Genomic DNA, 15,333 nt, shown 5'->3' with positions numbered 1-15,333 from the left:
GTCGCTCAGCTATGCCTTGCACGCTGGATATCGCGCAGTCGCTGCTTTTCTGCCCGGGCCATAAAGAACCAGGCGATAAGTCCGATTATTCCGACCACGCCGAGGATAATCGACGCCAGGGCGTTGATCTCCGGATTCACCCCCATGCGGACGCTGGAGAAAACCAGCATCGGCAGCGTGGTGGCGCCGGGGCCGGAGACAAAGCTTGCGATAACCAGATCGTCCAGCGAAAGCGTAAAGGCCAGCAGCCAGCCGGAAACAATCGCCGGCATGATCATCGGCAGCGTGATGACGAAAAAAACCTTCAGCGGCGTAGCGCCAAGATCCATCGCCGCTTCCTCAATGGAACGATCCAGTTCGCGCAGGCGGGAGCTAATCACCACCGAAACATAGGCGGTACAGAACGTGACATGCGCCAGCCAGATGGTGAGCATGCCGCGATCCGAAGGCCAGCCGATGGCGTGGCCCATCGCCACAAACAGCAGCAGCAGCGACAGACCGGTAATGACATCGGGCATCACCAGCGGCGCCGTCAGCATAAAAGCGAAACCGTTTGAGCCGCGAAAGCGGCCAAACCGCACCATCACCACCGCCGCGATAGTCCCCAGCACCACCGCCATCGTCGCTGCGCAGGCGGCGATGGTCAGGCTCAGCGTCACGGCGCTTATCATCGCCGAGTCCTGGAACAGCTCGCTGTACCAGCGCGTCGACCACCCCGCCCAGACCGTGACCAGCTTCGAGCTGTTAAAGGAGTAAACCACCAGCATCAGCATCGGCGCATACAGGAATGTAAAGCCGATGATAAGGATCAGGATGCGCCAGGGAGAACGCACAACAGGCAGATTATTCATGCGTGGTCCCCCATGGTTTTGTTCTGATACTTATGGAACCACATGATAGGCACGATCAGCACCACCAGCATGGTGATCGCTACCGCTGACGCCACCGGCCAGTCGCGGTTATTAAAGAACTCCTGCCAGAGGACCCGGCCAATCATAATGCTGTCCGGACCGCCCAGCAGTTCCGGGATAACAAATTCGCCTACCGCCGGAATAAACACCAGCATAGAGCCGGCGATAATCCCGCCTTTGGTCAGCGGCACAATCACGCTGAAGAATGTTTTCAGCGGACGGGCGCCGAGATCCAGCGAAGCTTCCACCAGCGAGTAGTCGATACGCGTCAGCGCGGTATAAATCGGCAGCACCATAAACGGCAGATAGGCGTAAACGATGCCGATATAAACCGCCAGGTTGGTGTGCAGGATGGTTAACGGCTGATCGATAACGCCGAGCCACAGCAGCACGTTATTCAGAATGCCGTTCTCTTTGAGAATGCCCATCCAGGCGTAGACGCGAATAAGAAACGACGTCCACGACGGCAGGATAACCAGCAGCAGCAGGATGTTGCGCGTGGAAGGCTTGCTGTGGGCCACGGCCCAGGCGAGCGGATAGCCGAGCAGCAAACAGCAAATTGTCGAAACCGCCGCCACCTGCAGCGACTGCAGGTACGCCTCATAATAAAGCGGATCGTCCGTTAACTGCAGGAAGTTGGCGAAGTTGAGCAGAATCGAAGCCTGCCCCTCTTCCCAACTCACCAGATCCGTATAGGGCGGAATAGCACGCGCCATCTCCGCCAGGCTGATTTTAAATACAATCAGAAACGGCAGCAGAAAGAGCAAAATTAACCACAGGTAAGGCAGCGCGATAACCAGCTTACGGCCATGGGCCATCTGCAGGCGAGCGAGCCAGAGCTTAGCGCCGCCGGGCTTCACGTCGGCGACAGGTTCGCCGTGGCGTTCAAACGTACTACTCATTTCGCCTCCTTAAACCGTCAGAACCACGCAGCTGTCCGCATCCCAGCAGAGGCGAACTTCATCGCCCCAGGTCGGCGCGCCTTTGCGATAGCGGTGATCGTTCTGAAGCTGGGCGCTAATCATCTGCCCGCTTTTGAGCCGTACATGATAAATAGAGAGGTCGCCGAGGTAGGCGATGTGCACTACTTCGCCCACCGCAAAGTTGTAGCCATCCGCAGGCGGTTCGTCGCAGAGCATCACTTTTTCCGGACGCAGCGCGACATAAACCGGCACGCCGTCCACGACCGACGCGTCCGGGTCCACTTTCAGCGGATGAAGCAGGCCGGGCGAATCGATCACCAGACCATCTTCCTGGCGCGCTTTCAGCAGCCCCTCGAAGACGTTGACCGAGCCGATAAATTCCGCGCTGTAGCGGGTGGTGGGATGTTCATAGATCTCTTCCGGCTCGCCGATTTGCACAAACTTGCCGCGGTTCATGATGGCGATGCGGCCCGCCATGGTCATCGCCTCTTCCTGATCGTGGGTCACCATTACGCAGGTCACGCCCACGCGCTCGAGAATATCCACTACTTCGAGCTGCATGCGGTCGCGCAGCTTCTTATCCAGCGCGCCCATAGGTTCATCAAGCAGCAGCAGTTTCGGGCGTTTCGCCAGGCTGCGGGCGAGCGCCACGCGCTGGCGCTGGCCGCCAGAGAGCTGGTGCGGCTTGCGTTTGGCGAACTCCTGCATATGCACGAGACTTAACATCTCCTGCACGCGGCTGGCGATTTCCGCTTTCGGCAGTTTGTCCTGCTTAAGGCCGAAGGCGATGTTTTGCTCCACGGTCATATGCGGGAAGAGCGCGTAGGACTGGAACATCATGTTAATGGGCCGCTGATAGGGCGGCACATGGGAGAGGTCGACGCCATCCAGCATGATCTGCCCGGTGGTCGGTTGCTCAAAACCCGCCAGCATGCGCAGCAGCGTGGATTTGCCGCAGCCGGAGGCGCCAAGCAGAGCGAAAATTTCGCCTTTATAAATGGTGAGGCTGACATCGTCTACGGCGTGCTGGCCGTCGAAGGATTTGGTCAGGTTGCGGATTTCCAGCAGCGGGGTAAGCGCCTTGCGGGTTTTCGCCTGGGGGCGAGGGGTAGCATCAGTCACGATTTGCTCTCCGGCAAAACAATAAAACGGTGCGGGCAATGCCGCACAAACGTCTGGACAGAGGCTTGCGACCTCTGTCCAGAAGGGGCGTTAACGCCCGGAGCGGTACCGTTACGCAAAAGCTGGTTTATTTATTTACCACTTTTCACTTTAGTCCACGCGCGGGTTCTTACGCGATCAATCTTCGGCTCCTGCACCTTAAGTGTGAAGAGCTTGGCAAATACATCGGCAGGCGGGTAGATGCCCGGGTTGTCGCGCACCTCTTTGCTCACAAGCGGCGTGGCGGCCTTGTTGCCGCTGGCGTAATAAACGTGGTCGCTGATGTGAGCCATTACATCCGGGCGCATCAGGTAGTTGAGGAACTGATAGGCTTCATCGGTGTTTTTGGCGTCTTTCGGCATGGCGAAAACGTCAAAGAAGGCGAGCGCCCCCTCTTTCGGGATGGTGTAGGAGATATTCACGCCATTCTTCGCTTCTTTGGCGCGGTTAGCCGCTTGCCATACGTCCCCTGCCCAGCCGATAGCGACGCAAATGTCGCCATTCGCCAGATCGTTAATGTATTGAGAGGAATGGAAGTAGCGAATGTTCGGGCGCAGCTTCAGCAGCAGATCGGTAGCAGGACCGGTATAGTCATCCGCTTTGGTGCTGTTCGGGTCTTTGCCCAGGTAGTTCAGCACGGTGGCGAAAATTTCTTCCGGGGCATCCAGGAAAGAGACGCCGCAGCTTTTCAGCTTAGCGAGATTTTCCGGCTTCAGCACCAGATCCCAGCTGTTCAACGGCACGTCGGCGCCAAGCGCCGCTTTGACTTTATCGACGTTATAACCAATGCCGGTGGTCGCCCAGAGGTAAGGCATGGCGTATTTGTTATCCGGGTCGTGTTTCGCGACCAGCTTGAGAATCTCCGGATCGAGATTTTTCCAGTTCGGCAGCTTGCTCTTATCGAGCGGCTGGAAGACGCCTGCCGTAAGCTGGCGCTCCAGGAAGCTTGCGGAAGGGACGACGAGGTCAAAGCCGGTGCTGCCCGCCATCAGTTTTCCTTCAAGCACCTCGTTGGAATCGAACACGTCGTAAACCACTTTAATACCGGTCTCTTTGGTGAAGTTTTCGACCGTATCCGGTGCAATATAATCAGACCAGTTATATACATGCAGCGTCTTTTGTTCGGCCGCCATGGCGGTGGCGGAACATGCCATCAGCACACCGGCAACCACACCCGACAACCATTTTTTACCTTGGGTGGACATATCTGTTTCCTTCTGAATAAAGGGTAAAAGCCCGTTGAGCGAGCTAAATTTACGCATTTAGACATATGCAAAAATCATGCATATCTGTTCACCTGCACAGAAAAAGGACCGGAGGACCTTCGGCAGACGTTGCACGCTTTTCAAGCCAGCGCAAGGATAACTGTAGCCCGGTCCCGAGGCTATAGCCCGGTATAAAAAACGCCTTTTATCAATTTTTTAGGCTGAATCGCTCTATGTGATAAGCCAAACTGGCGGTTGAAGCGGTGAAAAATGCTTTAAGAAGAGGCTGAGGACAGAATAAAAAGTCAAATTTAGCAGCCGCCCTGGTGGCGACTGCGCTAATAAGAGGCGGGATCAGTGAAGAAAATGGTTATTCACTACGCGGTCGCTTTTTTCCTCTTCTTCCGGTGTGTAAAGCAACTGCTGCGCGCGGGCTTCCAGAATCACCATGGAGATCTGCTGTTCGCTCTGGCGGAAGAAAGCGGCGAACTGCTCTTCGCTGACGCCCACCTGGGCATGCAACGCCTGGCAGACGACGAGTTTGGGCAGGTTATCATCCTGAATATCGAGAAACGCTTTTAGCGTCAGCGAACCGGCGTTAATGGCGGAGAGATCCGCAGCCACCGCCAGCAGCGCCGAAGGCTTGACTTCCGCCATGGCGGAAAAGAGCACCACGTTATCGAGCAGATCGATCTTCGCGTCGAAAACACCGTCGAAATCCTGCATGTGAGGAAGGTGCAGCGCCTGACAGGTATCGCACTCGAAGAAGCTCACGCCGAGACGATCGAGCCAGCGGCGCAGGGTGTCCAGAGTCGGGACGACGAGTGAATGCATAAAACCGGATACCTCTTTCAGTAACGATAAAATCAAAAGAGGATAGCTTACGCAAATTCCTCCTTCCATACCATGATTAGCCGCTTATCCGCCCATTTTCAGGCAAAAGTCGGAATTCGCATGCCGCTCTACCCACTCAATCATCCTGGATGCGACATCAATGCCGGTGGTGTTTTCAATGCCCTCGAGCCCCGGCGAGGCGTTGACCTCCATCACCAGCGGCCCGCGCTCGGCGCGAAGAATATCGACGCCCGCCACATCCAGCCCCAGCGTGCGCGCCGCCCGCAGGGCGATTTCACGCTCTTCAGGCGAGATATCGGCAATGCGCGCCACCCCGCCGCGGTGCAGGTTGGAGCGAAAATCGCCCTCTTTCGCCTGCCGCTCAATGGCCGCTACCACGCTGTCGCCCACCACCAGACAGCGTATATCCCGCCCTTTCGCTTCCTTTATATATTCCTGCACCAGAATATGGGCGTTCAGCCCGCGGAAGGCGTCAATCACACTTTCCGCCGCCTGGCGCGTTTCCGCCAGCACCACGCCGATGCCCTGTGTGCCTTCCACCAGCTTGACCACCAGCGGCGCGCCGCCCACCATGTCTATCAGGTCGCTGGTGTCATCCGGCGAATGCGCAATGCCGGTCAAAGGCAGGTCGATGCCCTGACGCGCCAGCAGTTGCAATGAGCGCAGCTTATCGCGCGCGCGAGTGATAGCCACCGATTCGTTCAGCGGGTAGCTGCCGAGCATTTCAAACTGGCGAAGCACGGCGGTGCCGTAGAAGGTGATGGCGGAACCGATGCGGGGAATGACTGCATCATAATGGGGCAACTGGCGCCCTTTGTAGTGCATGGCCGAGGCCGCCGGGTTAATAGTCATATAGCATGACAGCGGGTCGAGGATCTCAACCTGATGGCCGCGGCGCATGGCCGCTTCACGCAGGCGTTTACACGAATAGAGCGTACCATCCCGGGACAAAATGGCGATTTTCACCCTGCACCTCTCTGAACAAACGTAAATGCCCGCGTATCATACACCCCCCGCGTTTCGCAACGAAGGGGGAGGCGTCAAAAGGGTTAACGTGTTGCCCAGCCCTGCTTATGCAGGTAATCGAGAATAAAAGGACGGCTCTCTTTGATAATGGTGCGACGAATATGATCGCTCCAGGTATCGCGACGGGTATTGCTGCCGCGGCTAAGGTAGTAGTGCGCCAGTTCCTCGTCATAGCGGGCAAGCGTCGCCTCGTCTACCGGCTGATAGTGGTTTTCATGCACCACCAGCGAGGCGGGCAGACGCGGCTTCACCTGCGGGTCATCCGTCGGCCAGCCGAGGCACAGGCCGAACAGCGGCAGCACATGCTTTGGCAGCTTAAGCAGCTCGGTTACCGCCTCGATGCTGTTGCGAATGCCGCCGATATAAACGCCGCCTAACCCTAAAGACTCGGCCGCCGTCAGGGCGTTTTGTCCCATCATCGCGGTATCCACCACGCCCAGCAGCAGCTGTTCGGCAAGCCCGAGCTGCGCGTCCGGGCAAATTTGCAGATGGCGATTGAAGTCAGCGCAAAAGACCCAGAACTCCGCCGCCTGAGCCACATGCTGCTGGCCGCCGGTCAGCGTCACCAGCTTTTCACGCAGCGCCGTATCGGTAACGCGAATAATTGAGCTGCACTGCAGGAAGCTCGAGCTTGATGCAGCCTGGGCGCTGGCGATAATCGCTTCACGCTGGGCTTCGGTGATCGGTTCGTCGGTGTAGTGGCGAATGGAACGGTGGGCGCGTAAAAGATCAATGGTCGGCGTCATCGCGTTTTTCCTTATCCTGGTGAGCGGAAGGACCGGAGCCCGCGTTCATCAGCCGCGGCGCCAGCTGGCGCGCCAGCGCAATCATCAGCGCCACTGCCGCAGGCAATATCAAAGCCACGCCCGCGAAAAGCATTCCCACTCTCGCTGCACCGCCGTTAAACGGCGCGGGCAGCGTCACGTACTGGTTAAATGAGAGTAAAGCCAGCAGCAGCAGCGCCATCCCCACCGCTTCCAGCAGCAGCAAGGATTTGGGAATGACAGGTGAACGCATGGGGAACTCCGGTCGTCAAAGCTCGAAAGTATAACCTGATATTCTGCCGTTGCTTTTAGCCTGAAGAAGCGTTATCAGCGCGTTTCGTAAAGCGCTGCGATAAAAAACCGGCTTCAGAGCCGGTTTTTCGCCGCATCGTAATGCTTAATCAGCGTCAGTAATAAGAGATAGCACAACGCGCCCAGCGTGCACCAGAAGACCGCGCCGAAGGTCCACGCCAGTTCCTGCCAGAACGAGCGTTCGCTTTCGCGCCACATCAAAAACAGCAAAAGACAGAGCGGCGAAGCGAGGATGGCGCCGAGCATCGGTTTCACAACCCGGGCGTTGCGGCAAAACACGCTCGCCACGATGCCTGGCAAAATAAAGAAAAGCATGCCCAAATCCATTCTTCCCTCTATAGGGGAACCACGGGTTAAAAGCCATTTATGGAAAATGAACACCACAATAAACAGGACGAAACAACAAATGGTCCCCGCCCAGCTTTGTCTTCGCATCAACAGATATCCCCTTGATAATGCCTGTATCGGATTTACTGAAAGCCGCCTTTCAGGGCGCCCAGTCTGATAAAGCGTGGTAGCTATCCTTGCCAAAAAAACGTACTCTATAAGTACACTATTCTTACTAGCCGTTGATCTTCATTGCGATTAAACTAGCCGCTGCGTAATGTTCCGCAGGTGATTTCAGGGCATGTGAAAATAAGAAAAAACCCTGTCGTTATTGGTGGAAACCTTAGCGCAAAACCCCACCCCTTTCAACAACTTACTAGTAAACAAGAAGTTATCCTCAGTGAATATAAACGTCGCAGATTTGTTAAATGGGAATTACATCCTGTTATTATTTGTGGTGCTCACACTCGGCTTGTGCCTTGGGAAAATACGCCTTGGCTCGGTGCAACTGGGTAATTCCATTGGCGTTTTAGTGGTCTCTTTATTATTAGGCCAACAGCACTTCGCGATTAACACAAACGCGCTTAATCTCGGCTTTATGCTGTTTATTTTTTGCGTAGGGGTTGAAGCCGGACCCAACTTTTTTTCCATTTTTTTTCGCGACGGTAAGAATTATCTGATGCTGGCGCTGGTCATGGTCGGCAGCGCCCTGCTGATTGCGCTGGGCCTTGGCAAACTTTTTGGCTGGGATATCGGCCTGACCGCCGGGATGCTGGCGGGTTCAATGACCTCAACGCCAGTGCTGGTAGGCGCGGGCGATACGCTAAGGCATTCGGGCATGAGCAACGACCAGCTGGCGGCGGCGCTCGATCACTTAAGCCTCGGCTACGCCCTGACCTATCTTATCGGTCTGGTCAGCCTGATTTTCGGCGCGCGCTATATGCCGAAGCTTCAGCATCAGGATTTACAGACCAGCGCCCAGCAGATAGCGCGCGAGCGCGGGCTGGATACCGACGCTAACCGCAAGGTTTACCTGCCCGTCATTCGCGCCTACCGCGTCGGGCCGGAGCTTGTCGCCTGGGCGGACGGCAAAAACCTGCGCGAACTCGGCATTTATCGCCAGACCGGCTGTTACATCGAACGCATCCGCCGCAACGGCATTCTGGCGAACCCGGATGGCGACGCGGTGCTGCAGATGGGCGATGAAATAGCGCTGGTGGGTTACCCGGATGCGCACGCCCGCCTTGACCCAAGCTTTCGCAACGGCAAAGAGGTGTTCGATCGCGATCTGCTCGACATGCGCATCGTCACCGAAGAGATTGTGGTGAAAAACCACAACGTCGTCGGCCGCCGTCTGGGGCAGATTAAGCTTACCGATCACGGCTGCTTCTTAAACCGCGTGATCCGCAGCCAGATAGAGATGCCTATCGACGACAACATCGTACTGAACAAAGGCGACGTGTTGCAGGTGAGCGGCGACGCGCGACGGGTAAAAACCATCGCCGACCGCATCGGCTTTATCTCCATTCACAGCCAGGTGACCGACCTGCTGGCTTTCTGCGCCTTCTTTATTGTCGGCCTGATGATAGGAATGATCACTTTCCAGTTCAGCTCGTTCAGCTTTGGCATCGGCAACGCCGCCGGCCTGCTGTTTGCCGGCATCATGCTCGGCTTTCTGCGCGCCAACCATCCAACCTTCGGTTATATCCCGCAGGGCGCGCTGGTGATGGTGAAGGAGTTCGGCCTGATGGTCTTTATGGCGGGCGTGGGCTTAAGCGCGGGCAGCGGAATCGGCCGCGGGCTTGGCGATGTGGGCGGACAGATGCTGGTGGCGGGCCTGCTGGTGAGCCTGCTGCCGGTGGCTATCTGCTTCCTGTTTGGCGCTTACGTGCTGCGCATGAACCGCGCGCTGCTGTTTGGCGCGATGATGGGCGCGCGCACCTGCGCGCCGGCGATGGAAATCATTAGCGACACTGCACGCAGCAATATTCCGGCGCTCGGTTATGCCGGCACCTATGCCATAGCCAACGTGCTGCTGACGCTTGCGGGGACGTTGATTGTGATAATCTGGCCGGGTCTTGGCCTCTGAGAAAGAAAAATAAGAAAATTTTTATGAACGGCAGAACTTTTCGCTTTAGCGTCAGTCTCAATTAGTGCCACTGCTTTTCTTTGATGTCCCCATATTGTGGAGCCCATCAACCCCGCCATCTTGGTTCAAGGTTGATGGGTTTTTTCTTGCCTGAACTCCCCAAAAACGCAGCACAGCCAGCCTTGATAACGTTCTGGGCTTACCCTTTAACTTTGTCTACAGCCCAGGCGATAAGATACGCCAGTACAAAAAAACCGATAAATCCGGTGAGCTTCCCTCCCCACCCCTCCAGCACAAAAAGGCTGGTAAACGCGGCAACGGAGCAGATGCCGGTTGATAACGCTTCAACCAGGTTAGCTGACGCGATGCCAATGCGTTTAAGCAGCTTAGCGAGCGAGGAGTCGGCAGAGTTCATTTTGCGCATTATCATTTACCCACATGTTCCTGCAGCGCTTCGCTATCAAAGTAAACCTGACCGAATGCTTTCGCTACGTCGGAAAGATATTGCACAGTTTCGCTGATTTATTGTTACCGCATTGAATAATAACGGCTGTTTTATTTTTTAGCTCTTGCTAAACCGCTTATGCATGATAAAAAATCCAGACAGCGGGAGCCGGTGAACAAAGCGAAATCAGGGGCAAAGGATGAGTTCAATTACAGAAATGATTAATACGGAATTTTCTAACGCCCCTGTGGCGACGTTTATCGCCCTGCTCACTTTTGTCGGCGCAGCATTTAAGCTCATCATCAAAATAAAAAATACGCTCTTAAAAACCGAAGAAGAAAATACCCGAACATTAACGCTTGCCGGAATCCCTCCCTTTTGGTTGCGCTTTTTCCTTATTTCTCTTTCCACCAGGAAAACGCCTGAAGTTAAAAAACTCGACAAAGCAATGGGTTACATTGCATTTTCGCTCTTCCTCGGATCGTTTTTATTTACCGGCCCTATTCTTGTTCGCACGGTTAAAACGCCAGAAAACCACACATTGCTAATCTGGAAAGCCACCGGAGAACTTTTTTATATCTCTGACGCCAAAGCGCAGGAATCCACGCTTTTCTCACCCCCTGCATGGCAGATTAAAAAATCGGATTGCCCGGCGAGCGATGCCCCCGCGTTAAGCCAACACGCCTCGCCGTCGCCGGAGGTCGCAAAGGGGATTTGCGACCTGTTTATAACGCAGGAAGGCCGGGAGTATTTAACCCGCTCGATAAAAACGTATCCGAAGGGCAAACGGTTTGTTTATGTCATGCTGCCTTTCACTGAGCTTGTATTATTATGGATGGCAGCAGGCTGCGCGTTGCACCTTTATTACAGTGCAAAACTAAGAAAATATATTTTAGACGAACAGGAAAAAGCGTTGAGCTATGTAAGGTAAGCGCCGGCCTCCTTTTTCAGAGAAGCGCTTGCTCCGTTATCTTTCCCCTACTGATATAAAAACAGCCTATTCCACCCGGGCGAGCCTTAACACCATCTCCCGAATCTCCGCCTCGCTCAGCGGTTTTCTGTCGACCACATAATGCAGTGTCATTCCCTCGATGAACGCGTCCAGCGCACGCGCGGTAATGGGGTCGAACCAGACTTCGAGGATCTGCTGGCTGCGCTGCATCCACGCCTGCATGATGGCCTTTAGCGCCGGGCGGCGGTTGGCATAGGCGTAAAGCTGGTACATCAGCTCCATATTTTCCGGCGTGGTGATTTGCGCGCCGCAAATCACCTGCGTCAACGCCTCGCACGCTTCCTGCGGGCTGGCGGCCTTCGCCAGGTAAGCCTGGTAGGTTTGCGACATGTCGCGGGCGAAGCCGCTCAGCGCTTCTTCCAGCAGGGCGTCGATACCGGTGAAGTAGTAGGTCATTGAGCCGAGCGGCACTTCCGCCCGCTGGGCGATTTTGCGATGCGTAACGCCGCTGATGCCATATTCCGCAATGGCTTCAAGCGTGGCGCGTAAAATGCGCTCGCGGCGCGGCGGTTCCCCAATGGCGGATAAATTCATCACTTTCACTCGCTAAGTCGTCATGTACAAATGTACACTTCGTTGCTACTGTTGTCTTACCTTTTCTGTCGTCAGGGATGCTTATGTCGCCACTCTCAACTCGCCAGGCACTGCGTCGCCGCACCTGGGCGCTGTTTATCTTCTTCTTTCTGCCTGGTCTTATCATGGCGTCATGGGCCACGCGTACTCCCGCCATCCGCGATGTGCTGGCCGTTTCCACAGCGGAGATGGGCGTGGTGCTGTTTGGCCTCTCCGTGGGCTCCATGAGCGGCATTCTCTGCTCGGCCTGGCTGGTAAAGCGGTTTGGCACGCGTAAGGTCATTCGCACCGCCATGCTGATGGGGGTGGCCGGCATTATTATCATGAGCAGCGCGCTCTGGTTCGGCGTCGCGCTGCTCTTCTCCTTAGGGCTGGCGGTGCTCGGCGGGGGACTGGGCTCGGCAGAGGTGGCGCTGAACGTCGAAGGGGCGATTGTTGAGCGCGAGCTGGGTAAAACCGTGCTGCCGATGATGCATGGCTTTTTCAGCCTCGGTACGCTGGTGGGCGCAGGCATTGGCATGACGCTGACGGCGTTAAATTTTCGCGCCGACTTCCATATTCTGCTGGCGGGGCTTGTCACCATCGTGCCGGTTTTCATGGCGCTGCGCGCCATTCCTGAAGGGGTCGGCAAAGAGAGCGCCGAAGAGAAAAAACAAAACGCGATTAATCGCCGCCCCTTTTATAAAGACATCCAACTGCTGCTGATTGGCGTGGTGGTGCTGGCGATGGCGTTTGCTGAAGGGTCGGCCAATGACTGGCTGCCGCTATTGATGGTGGACGGCCACGGCTTTAGCCCCACTTCCGGCTCGCTTATCTACGCAGGCTTTACGCTTGGCATGACGCTGGGCCGCTTTTTCGGCGGCTGGTTTATCGACCGCTACAGCCGGGTGGCGGTGGTTCGCGCCAGCGCCCTGATGGGCGGGCTTGGCATTGCGCTGATTATTTTTGTCGACAGCGCCTGGGTTGCGGGCGCATCGGTGATCTTGTGGGGGCTTGGCGCCTCGCTCGGCTTCCCGCTGACCATTTCGGCGGCAAGCGACACCGGTCCGGATGCGCCAACGCGCGTAAGCGTGGTTGCCACCACCGGCTATATCGCTTTCCTGGTGGGGCCACCGCTGCTCGGCTTCCTCGGCGAACACTATGGCCTGCGCAGCGCGATGCTGGTGGTGCTGAGCCTGATTGCCATCGCCTTCCTGGTTTCCCGGGCGGTGGCGAAACCCGAGCGCGCCGAATGGCAGGAAGAGGAAAACGCCGCGTGCCGCTAGCGGCAGCGCTATCCTTTCAGCAGCGCCAGAATGGTTTCTGGCGCTTGCCTGGCCTGCGCCATCAGCGCGCTGCCCGCCTGTTGCAGGATTTGCGCCCGGGTCATGTTGCTCATCTCCTGGGCGTAATCCGCATCTTCAATGCGGCTGCGCGCCGCTTCGGTCGCCACCTTCCCTTCCAGCACCGTGCTCTTCGCGCTGGCAAAGGCATTAGTAAGGCTGCCGTAAGTGCCCCGGTAGCCGTTTACCTTCTCCAGCGCCGCGTCGAGTTTGCCCATCGCCTGGCTGGCGTTTTGCTGATTATCAAACCTCAGGTCGCTGATGCCGAGCGTGACAGTATCAGAAGGTGTGCCGGGAATAGTCTTGGTTTCAAGCGGTTGACCAAAATCGGCGCTGACCACAATTTGCGTCTCGCTGCTGGTGGGTCTGCTGTCCGGCGCCTGCGTAGGTGTCGGAAGTTGGCTCCATGTCATGCTGCCAGTAAAAGAACCGGTGCCCACCACCATCACAATCAGGTCTTCGGTCACGCTATCAATAGCGATTCGCTCTTTGTAATGACCCGGCGAGACGGTGCCATTGTTAGGCCAGCCGGTCGCTGGGGTTTCATACCGGTCTCCGTCGCCGCTGTAAGTAATATTCATCCCGTTCAGCGATGCGGTCACGCTGCCGTTAAGGTTATAAACCGCGCCGCCCTGGGTCAGGTGCGCATCGCTGTAAATCGCGCCGGCAGTAAAGCCGTTCTCTTCGGTAATGATTTTCATACTGGCATCGGCGGAATTATTTACGCCATTGCTTCGCCAGGTAAAATCGCGAGTGGCGCCATTCCCATTAATGGGCGTGCCTATCAAATGGCTACCATCACGGCTAAAAAGCTGCAAATCGTCATCCATCCAGCCGGAATCGATTTCGAGCACGATATCTTTCGCCCCGGCGGGGATATAAGCGAAAGGCACACGTCCCGAAGTAAAAACATAGCCTTGTCCTGCTACAGGCAGGCGTTGGTTAACAGTCGGAACTTCACCCAACTGTACCGGTGGCGGCGCTGGATGGCTTGCCGCCGCCAGCGGATATTTACCGAACACCGTCGTACCGTAAGCAATTTGGTCGATGGTTTCGCTTATCTTCTGAAATTCATTCTGAATACTGGCGCTGTCTTGCGGCGAGAGCGTGCCGTTTGCCGCCTGCACCGCCAGCGTTCTGGCGCGGATGAGCAAATTATTAATCTCATCCAGTCCGCCCTCCGCCGTTTGCATCAGGCTAACACCCTCGTCGATATTGCGCGCCACTGCGCCGCTGGCGTTAATATTGGCGCTCATGCGGTTAGCGATAGCGAGACCTGCGGCGTCATCCCTGGCGCTATTAATGCGCATACCGGAAGCGAGCCGGGTGATAGCCTCACTCAGCGCCGACTCGCTGCTGCGCTGTTGTGTCGCCGTAAAAGGGGACATCAGGGAATAAAGGGTCGTCATGCTCTTTTAGAAAACACACTATAGTTGCCGTCATGGCTACTATCGGCCCGCCAGGGGCGACGCTTTAACGAAAAATTTGCATTAAGTGAAAACTTGTTAGTTAACCAGCGCTTATGAAATAGCGATCCGAAGGACAGGGAAGCCTGCCCAATCCGCCAAACCGTTAAGGAGTCTTTATGGGTGTAAAAATGATCGCCGTCGACATGGATGGCACCTTTCTCAGCGACGCCAAAACCTATCACCGCGAGCGCTTTCTTGCGCAATACGCCCGCATGAAGGAACAGGGGATCCGCTTTGTCGTCGCGAGCGGCAACCAGTATTACCAGCTCGCGTCGTTTTTCCCGGAGATAGCCGAAGAGATTGCTTTTGTAGCGGAAAACGGCGCCTGGGTGGTGTGCGAAGGCGAAGATCTGTTTAACGGCAAGCTCACCAAAGGGCAGTATGACCAGGTTATCGACCATCTGCTGACGCTGCCGAAGGTAGAAACTATCGCCTGCGGCAAGCGCAGCGGCTATACCCTAAAACATTATGACGACGCGTTTAAGCGCATGGCCGCCACCTATTATCACCGGCTGGAATTCGTCGACAGTTTTTATGGTCTGGACGACACCTTCTTTAAGTTCGCGCTTAACCTGCCGGATGACGATTTATTAAAAACCATGGACGCGCTGACGGTAGCGTTTGAAGGCATCGTAACGCCGGTTTCCAGCGGTCACGGCTCTATCGACCTGATTATCCCCGGCCTGCATAAAGCCAACGGCCTGCAAATGCTGCAAAAACGCTGGGGAATAAAAGACAGCGACGTGGTTGCTTTTGGCGACGGCGGCAATGATATCGAGATGCTGCGCCACGCGGGTTTTGGCTTCGCCATGGAAAACGCGCCGGAGAAAATCAAAGCGATAGCGCCCTACCGCGCGCCACATAATAACGAACAGGGCGTGCTGGAAATTATCGACAAGGTGCTGAATAACGAAGCGCCTTTCCAGTAAAGCAAAGGCC

At 56.0% G+C, this 15,333-nt stretch carries 16 protein-coding genes; 4 read left to right on the top strand and 12 right to left on the bottom strand.

Features of this window, described 5'->3' with window-relative positions:
* Positions 1-5: 5 nt before the first annotated feature.
* The 9 genes from potI to ybjM form a co-directional block, all read right to left on the bottom strand.
* Positions 6-851 carry a putrescine ABC transporter permease PotI gene (potI, locus tag MT962_RS03345; RefSeq protein WP_024556039.1) on the bottom strand — a complete coding sequence of 282 codons (846 nt, stop codon included), beginning with the start codon at positions 849-851 and terminating at the stop codon, positions 6-8.
* Positions 848-1,813, bottom strand: a complete 966-nt coding sequence (gene potH / locus MT962_RS03340; protein ID WP_024561476.1) for a putrescine ABC transporter permease PotH — start codon at positions 1,811-1,813, stop codon at positions 848-850. Before potH ends, potI begins: the two co-directional genes overlap by 4 nt.
* A 9-nt stretch (positions 1,814-1,822) precedes the next feature.
* Positions 1,823-2,956 carry a putrescine ABC transporter ATP-binding subunit PotG gene (potG, locus tag MT962_RS03335; protein ID WP_024556037.1) on the bottom strand — a complete coding sequence of 378 codons (1,134 nt, stop codon included), beginning with the start codon at positions 2,954-2,956 and terminating at the stop codon, positions 1,823-1,825.
* A gap of 131 nt (positions 2,957-3,087) precedes the next feature.
* On the bottom strand, positions 3,088-4,200 hold the full coding sequence (potF, locus tag MT962_RS03330) for a spermidine/putrescine ABC transporter substrate-binding protein PotF (protein WP_024556036.1): 1,113 nt from the start codon (positions 4,198-4,200) through the stop codon (positions 3,088-3,090).
* A 354-nt stretch (positions 4,201-4,554) separates the two neighbouring features.
* A complete protein-coding gene (locus tag MT962_RS03325; RefSeq protein ID WP_024556035.1) occupies positions 4,555-5,034 on the bottom strand; it encodes a YbjN domain-containing protein in 480 nt (159 codons plus the stop codon).
* An 84-nt stretch (positions 5,035-5,118) separates the two neighbouring features.
* A complete protein-coding gene (gene rimK, locus MT962_RS03320) occupies positions 5,119-6,021 on the bottom strand; it encodes a 30S ribosomal protein S6--L-glutamate ligase (protein ID WP_024556034.1) in 903 nt (300 codons plus the stop codon).
* A gap of 83 nt (positions 6,022-6,104) precedes the next feature.
* Positions 6,105-6,827, bottom strand: a complete 723-nt coding sequence (nfsA, locus tag MT962_RS03315) for a nitroreductase NfsA (RefSeq protein ID WP_247364556.1) — start codon at positions 6,825-6,827, stop codon at positions 6,105-6,107.
* Complete coding sequence (locus MT962_RS03310; RefSeq protein ID WP_024556032.1) at positions 6,811-7,098, bottom strand: DUF1418 family protein; 288 nt, start codon at positions 7,096-7,098, stop codon at positions 6,811-6,813. The genes nfsA and MT962_RS03310 overlap by 17 nt, the downstream gene beginning before the upstream one ends.
* Before the next feature lie 113 nt (positions 7,099-7,211).
* Positions 7,212-7,592 carry an inner membrane protein YbjM gene (ybjM, locus tag MT962_RS03305; protein WP_024556031.1) on the bottom strand — a complete coding sequence of 127 codons (381 nt, stop codon included), beginning with the start codon at positions 7,590-7,592 and terminating at the stop codon, positions 7,212-7,214.
* Between the two features lie 292 nt (positions 7,593-7,884).
* Here ybjM and MT962_RS03300 point away from each other — a divergent pair, with 292 nt between their 5' ends.
* The gene (locus MT962_RS03300) at positions 7,885-9,573 is read left to right on the top strand and encodes an aspartate:alanine antiporter (RefSeq protein ID WP_024556030.1); all 1,689 of its coding nucleotides are present in this window, start codon (positions 7,885-7,887) and stop codon (positions 9,571-9,573) included.
* A 199-nt stretch (positions 9,574-9,772) separates the two neighbouring features.
* Here the strand turns inward: MT962_RS03300 and MT962_RS03295 are convergent, their stop codons facing one another.
* On the bottom strand, positions 9,773-10,003 hold the full coding sequence (locus MT962_RS03295) for a hypothetical protein (protein WP_247364554.1): 231 nt from the start codon (positions 10,001-10,003) through the stop codon (positions 9,773-9,775).
* A 214-nt stretch (positions 10,004-10,217) separates the two neighbouring features.
* Between MT962_RS03295 and MT962_RS03290 the strand changes: the two genes are divergently transcribed.
* Positions 10,218-10,949: a DUF6216 family protein gene (locus tag MT962_RS03290; RefSeq protein WP_247364551.1), complete on the top strand. Its 732-nt coding sequence runs from the start codon at positions 10,218-10,220 to the stop codon at positions 10,947-10,949.
* 66 nt (positions 10,950-11,015) lie between these two features.
* Here MT962_RS03290 and MT962_RS03285 read toward each other — a convergent pair whose 3' ends face one another.
* Complete coding sequence (locus MT962_RS03285) at positions 11,016-11,564, bottom strand: TetR family transcriptional regulator (RefSeq protein WP_024556028.1); 549 nt, start codon at positions 11,562-11,564, stop codon at positions 11,016-11,018.
* An 83-nt stretch (positions 11,565-11,647) separates the two neighbouring features.
* On the opposite strand from MT962_RS03285, the gene MT962_RS03280 reads away from it, so the two are divergent.
* A complete protein-coding gene (locus tag MT962_RS03280; protein ID WP_247364549.1) occupies positions 11,648-12,868 on the top strand; it encodes an MFS transporter in 1,221 nt (406 codons plus the stop codon).
* 8 nt (positions 12,869-12,876) lie between these two features.
* Here MT962_RS03280 and MT962_RS03275 read toward each other — a convergent pair whose 3' ends face one another.
* Entirely contained in the window at positions 12,877-14,334 is a 1,458-nt protein-coding gene (locus tag MT962_RS03275; RefSeq protein WP_247364546.1) for a flagellin, read from the bottom strand.
* A 176-nt stretch (positions 14,335-14,510) separates the two neighbouring features.
* On the opposite strand from MT962_RS03275, the gene MT962_RS03270 reads away from it, so the two are divergent.
* Positions 14,511-15,323 carry a Cof-type HAD-IIB family hydrolase gene (locus MT962_RS03270; RefSeq protein WP_048888382.1) on the top strand — a complete coding sequence of 271 codons (813 nt, stop codon included), beginning with the start codon at positions 14,511-14,513 and terminating at the stop codon, positions 15,321-15,323.
* Positions 15,324-15,333: the final 10 nt, after the last annotated feature.

It is taken from the genome of Franconibacter sp. IITDAS19, from assembly GCF_023079515.1.
Taxonomy (GTDB): domain Bacteria; phylum Pseudomonadota; class Gammaproteobacteria; order Enterobacterales; family Enterobacteriaceae; genus Franconibacter; species Franconibacter pulveris.
Note: the sequence above shows the minus strand (reverse complement) of the source record. Positions and strands in the feature narration are given on the sequence as shown.

Coding starts and splice junctions, on each gene's coding strand:
- MT962_RS03310 (WP_024556032.1), bottom strand. CDS start 7,098: ATGCGTTCACCTGTCATTCCCAAATCCTTGCTGCTGCTGGAAGCGGTG.
- potF (WP_024556036.1), bottom strand. CDS start 4,200: ATGTCCACCCAAGGTAAAAAATGGTTGTCGGGTGTGGTTGCCGGTGTG.
- MT962_RS03270 (WP_048888382.1), top strand. CDS start 14,511: ATGGGTGTAAAAATGATCGCCGTCGACATGGATGGCACCTTTCTCAGC.
- MT962_RS03295 (WP_247364554.1), bottom strand. CDS start 10,003: ATGATAATGCGCAAAATGAACTCTGCCGACTCCTCGCTCGCTAAGCTG.
- MT962_RS03280 (WP_247364549.1), top strand. CDS start 11,648: ATGTCGCCACTCTCAACTCGCCAGGCACTGCGTCGCCGCACCTGGGCG.
- nfsA (WP_247364556.1), bottom strand. CDS start 6,827: ATGACGCCGACCATTGATCTTTTACGCGCCCACCGTTCCATTCGCCAC.
- MT962_RS03325 (WP_024556035.1), bottom strand. CDS start 5,034: ATGCATTCACTCGTCGTCCCGACTCTGGACACCCTGCGCCGCTGGCTC.
- potI (WP_024556039.1), bottom strand. CDS start 851: ATGAATAATCTGCCTGTTGTGCGTTCTCCCTGGCGCATCCTGATCCTT.
- MT962_RS03290 (WP_247364551.1), top strand. CDS start 10,218: ATGAGTTCAATTACAGAAATGATTAATACGGAATTTTCTAACGCCCCT.
- ybjM (WP_024556031.1), bottom strand. CDS start 7,592: ATGCGAAGACAAAGCTGGGCGGGGACCATTTGTTGTTTCGTCCTGTTT.
- potH (WP_024561476.1), bottom strand. CDS start 1,813: ATGAGTAGTACGTTTGAACGCCACGGCGAACCTGTCGCCGACGTGAAG.
- MT962_RS03275 (WP_247364546.1), bottom strand. CDS start 14,334: ATGACGACCCTTTATTCCCTGATGTCCCCTTTTACGGCGACACAACAG.
- MT962_RS03285 (WP_024556028.1), bottom strand. CDS start 11,564: ATGAATTTATCCGCCATTGGGGAACCGCCGCGCCGCGAGCGCATTTTA.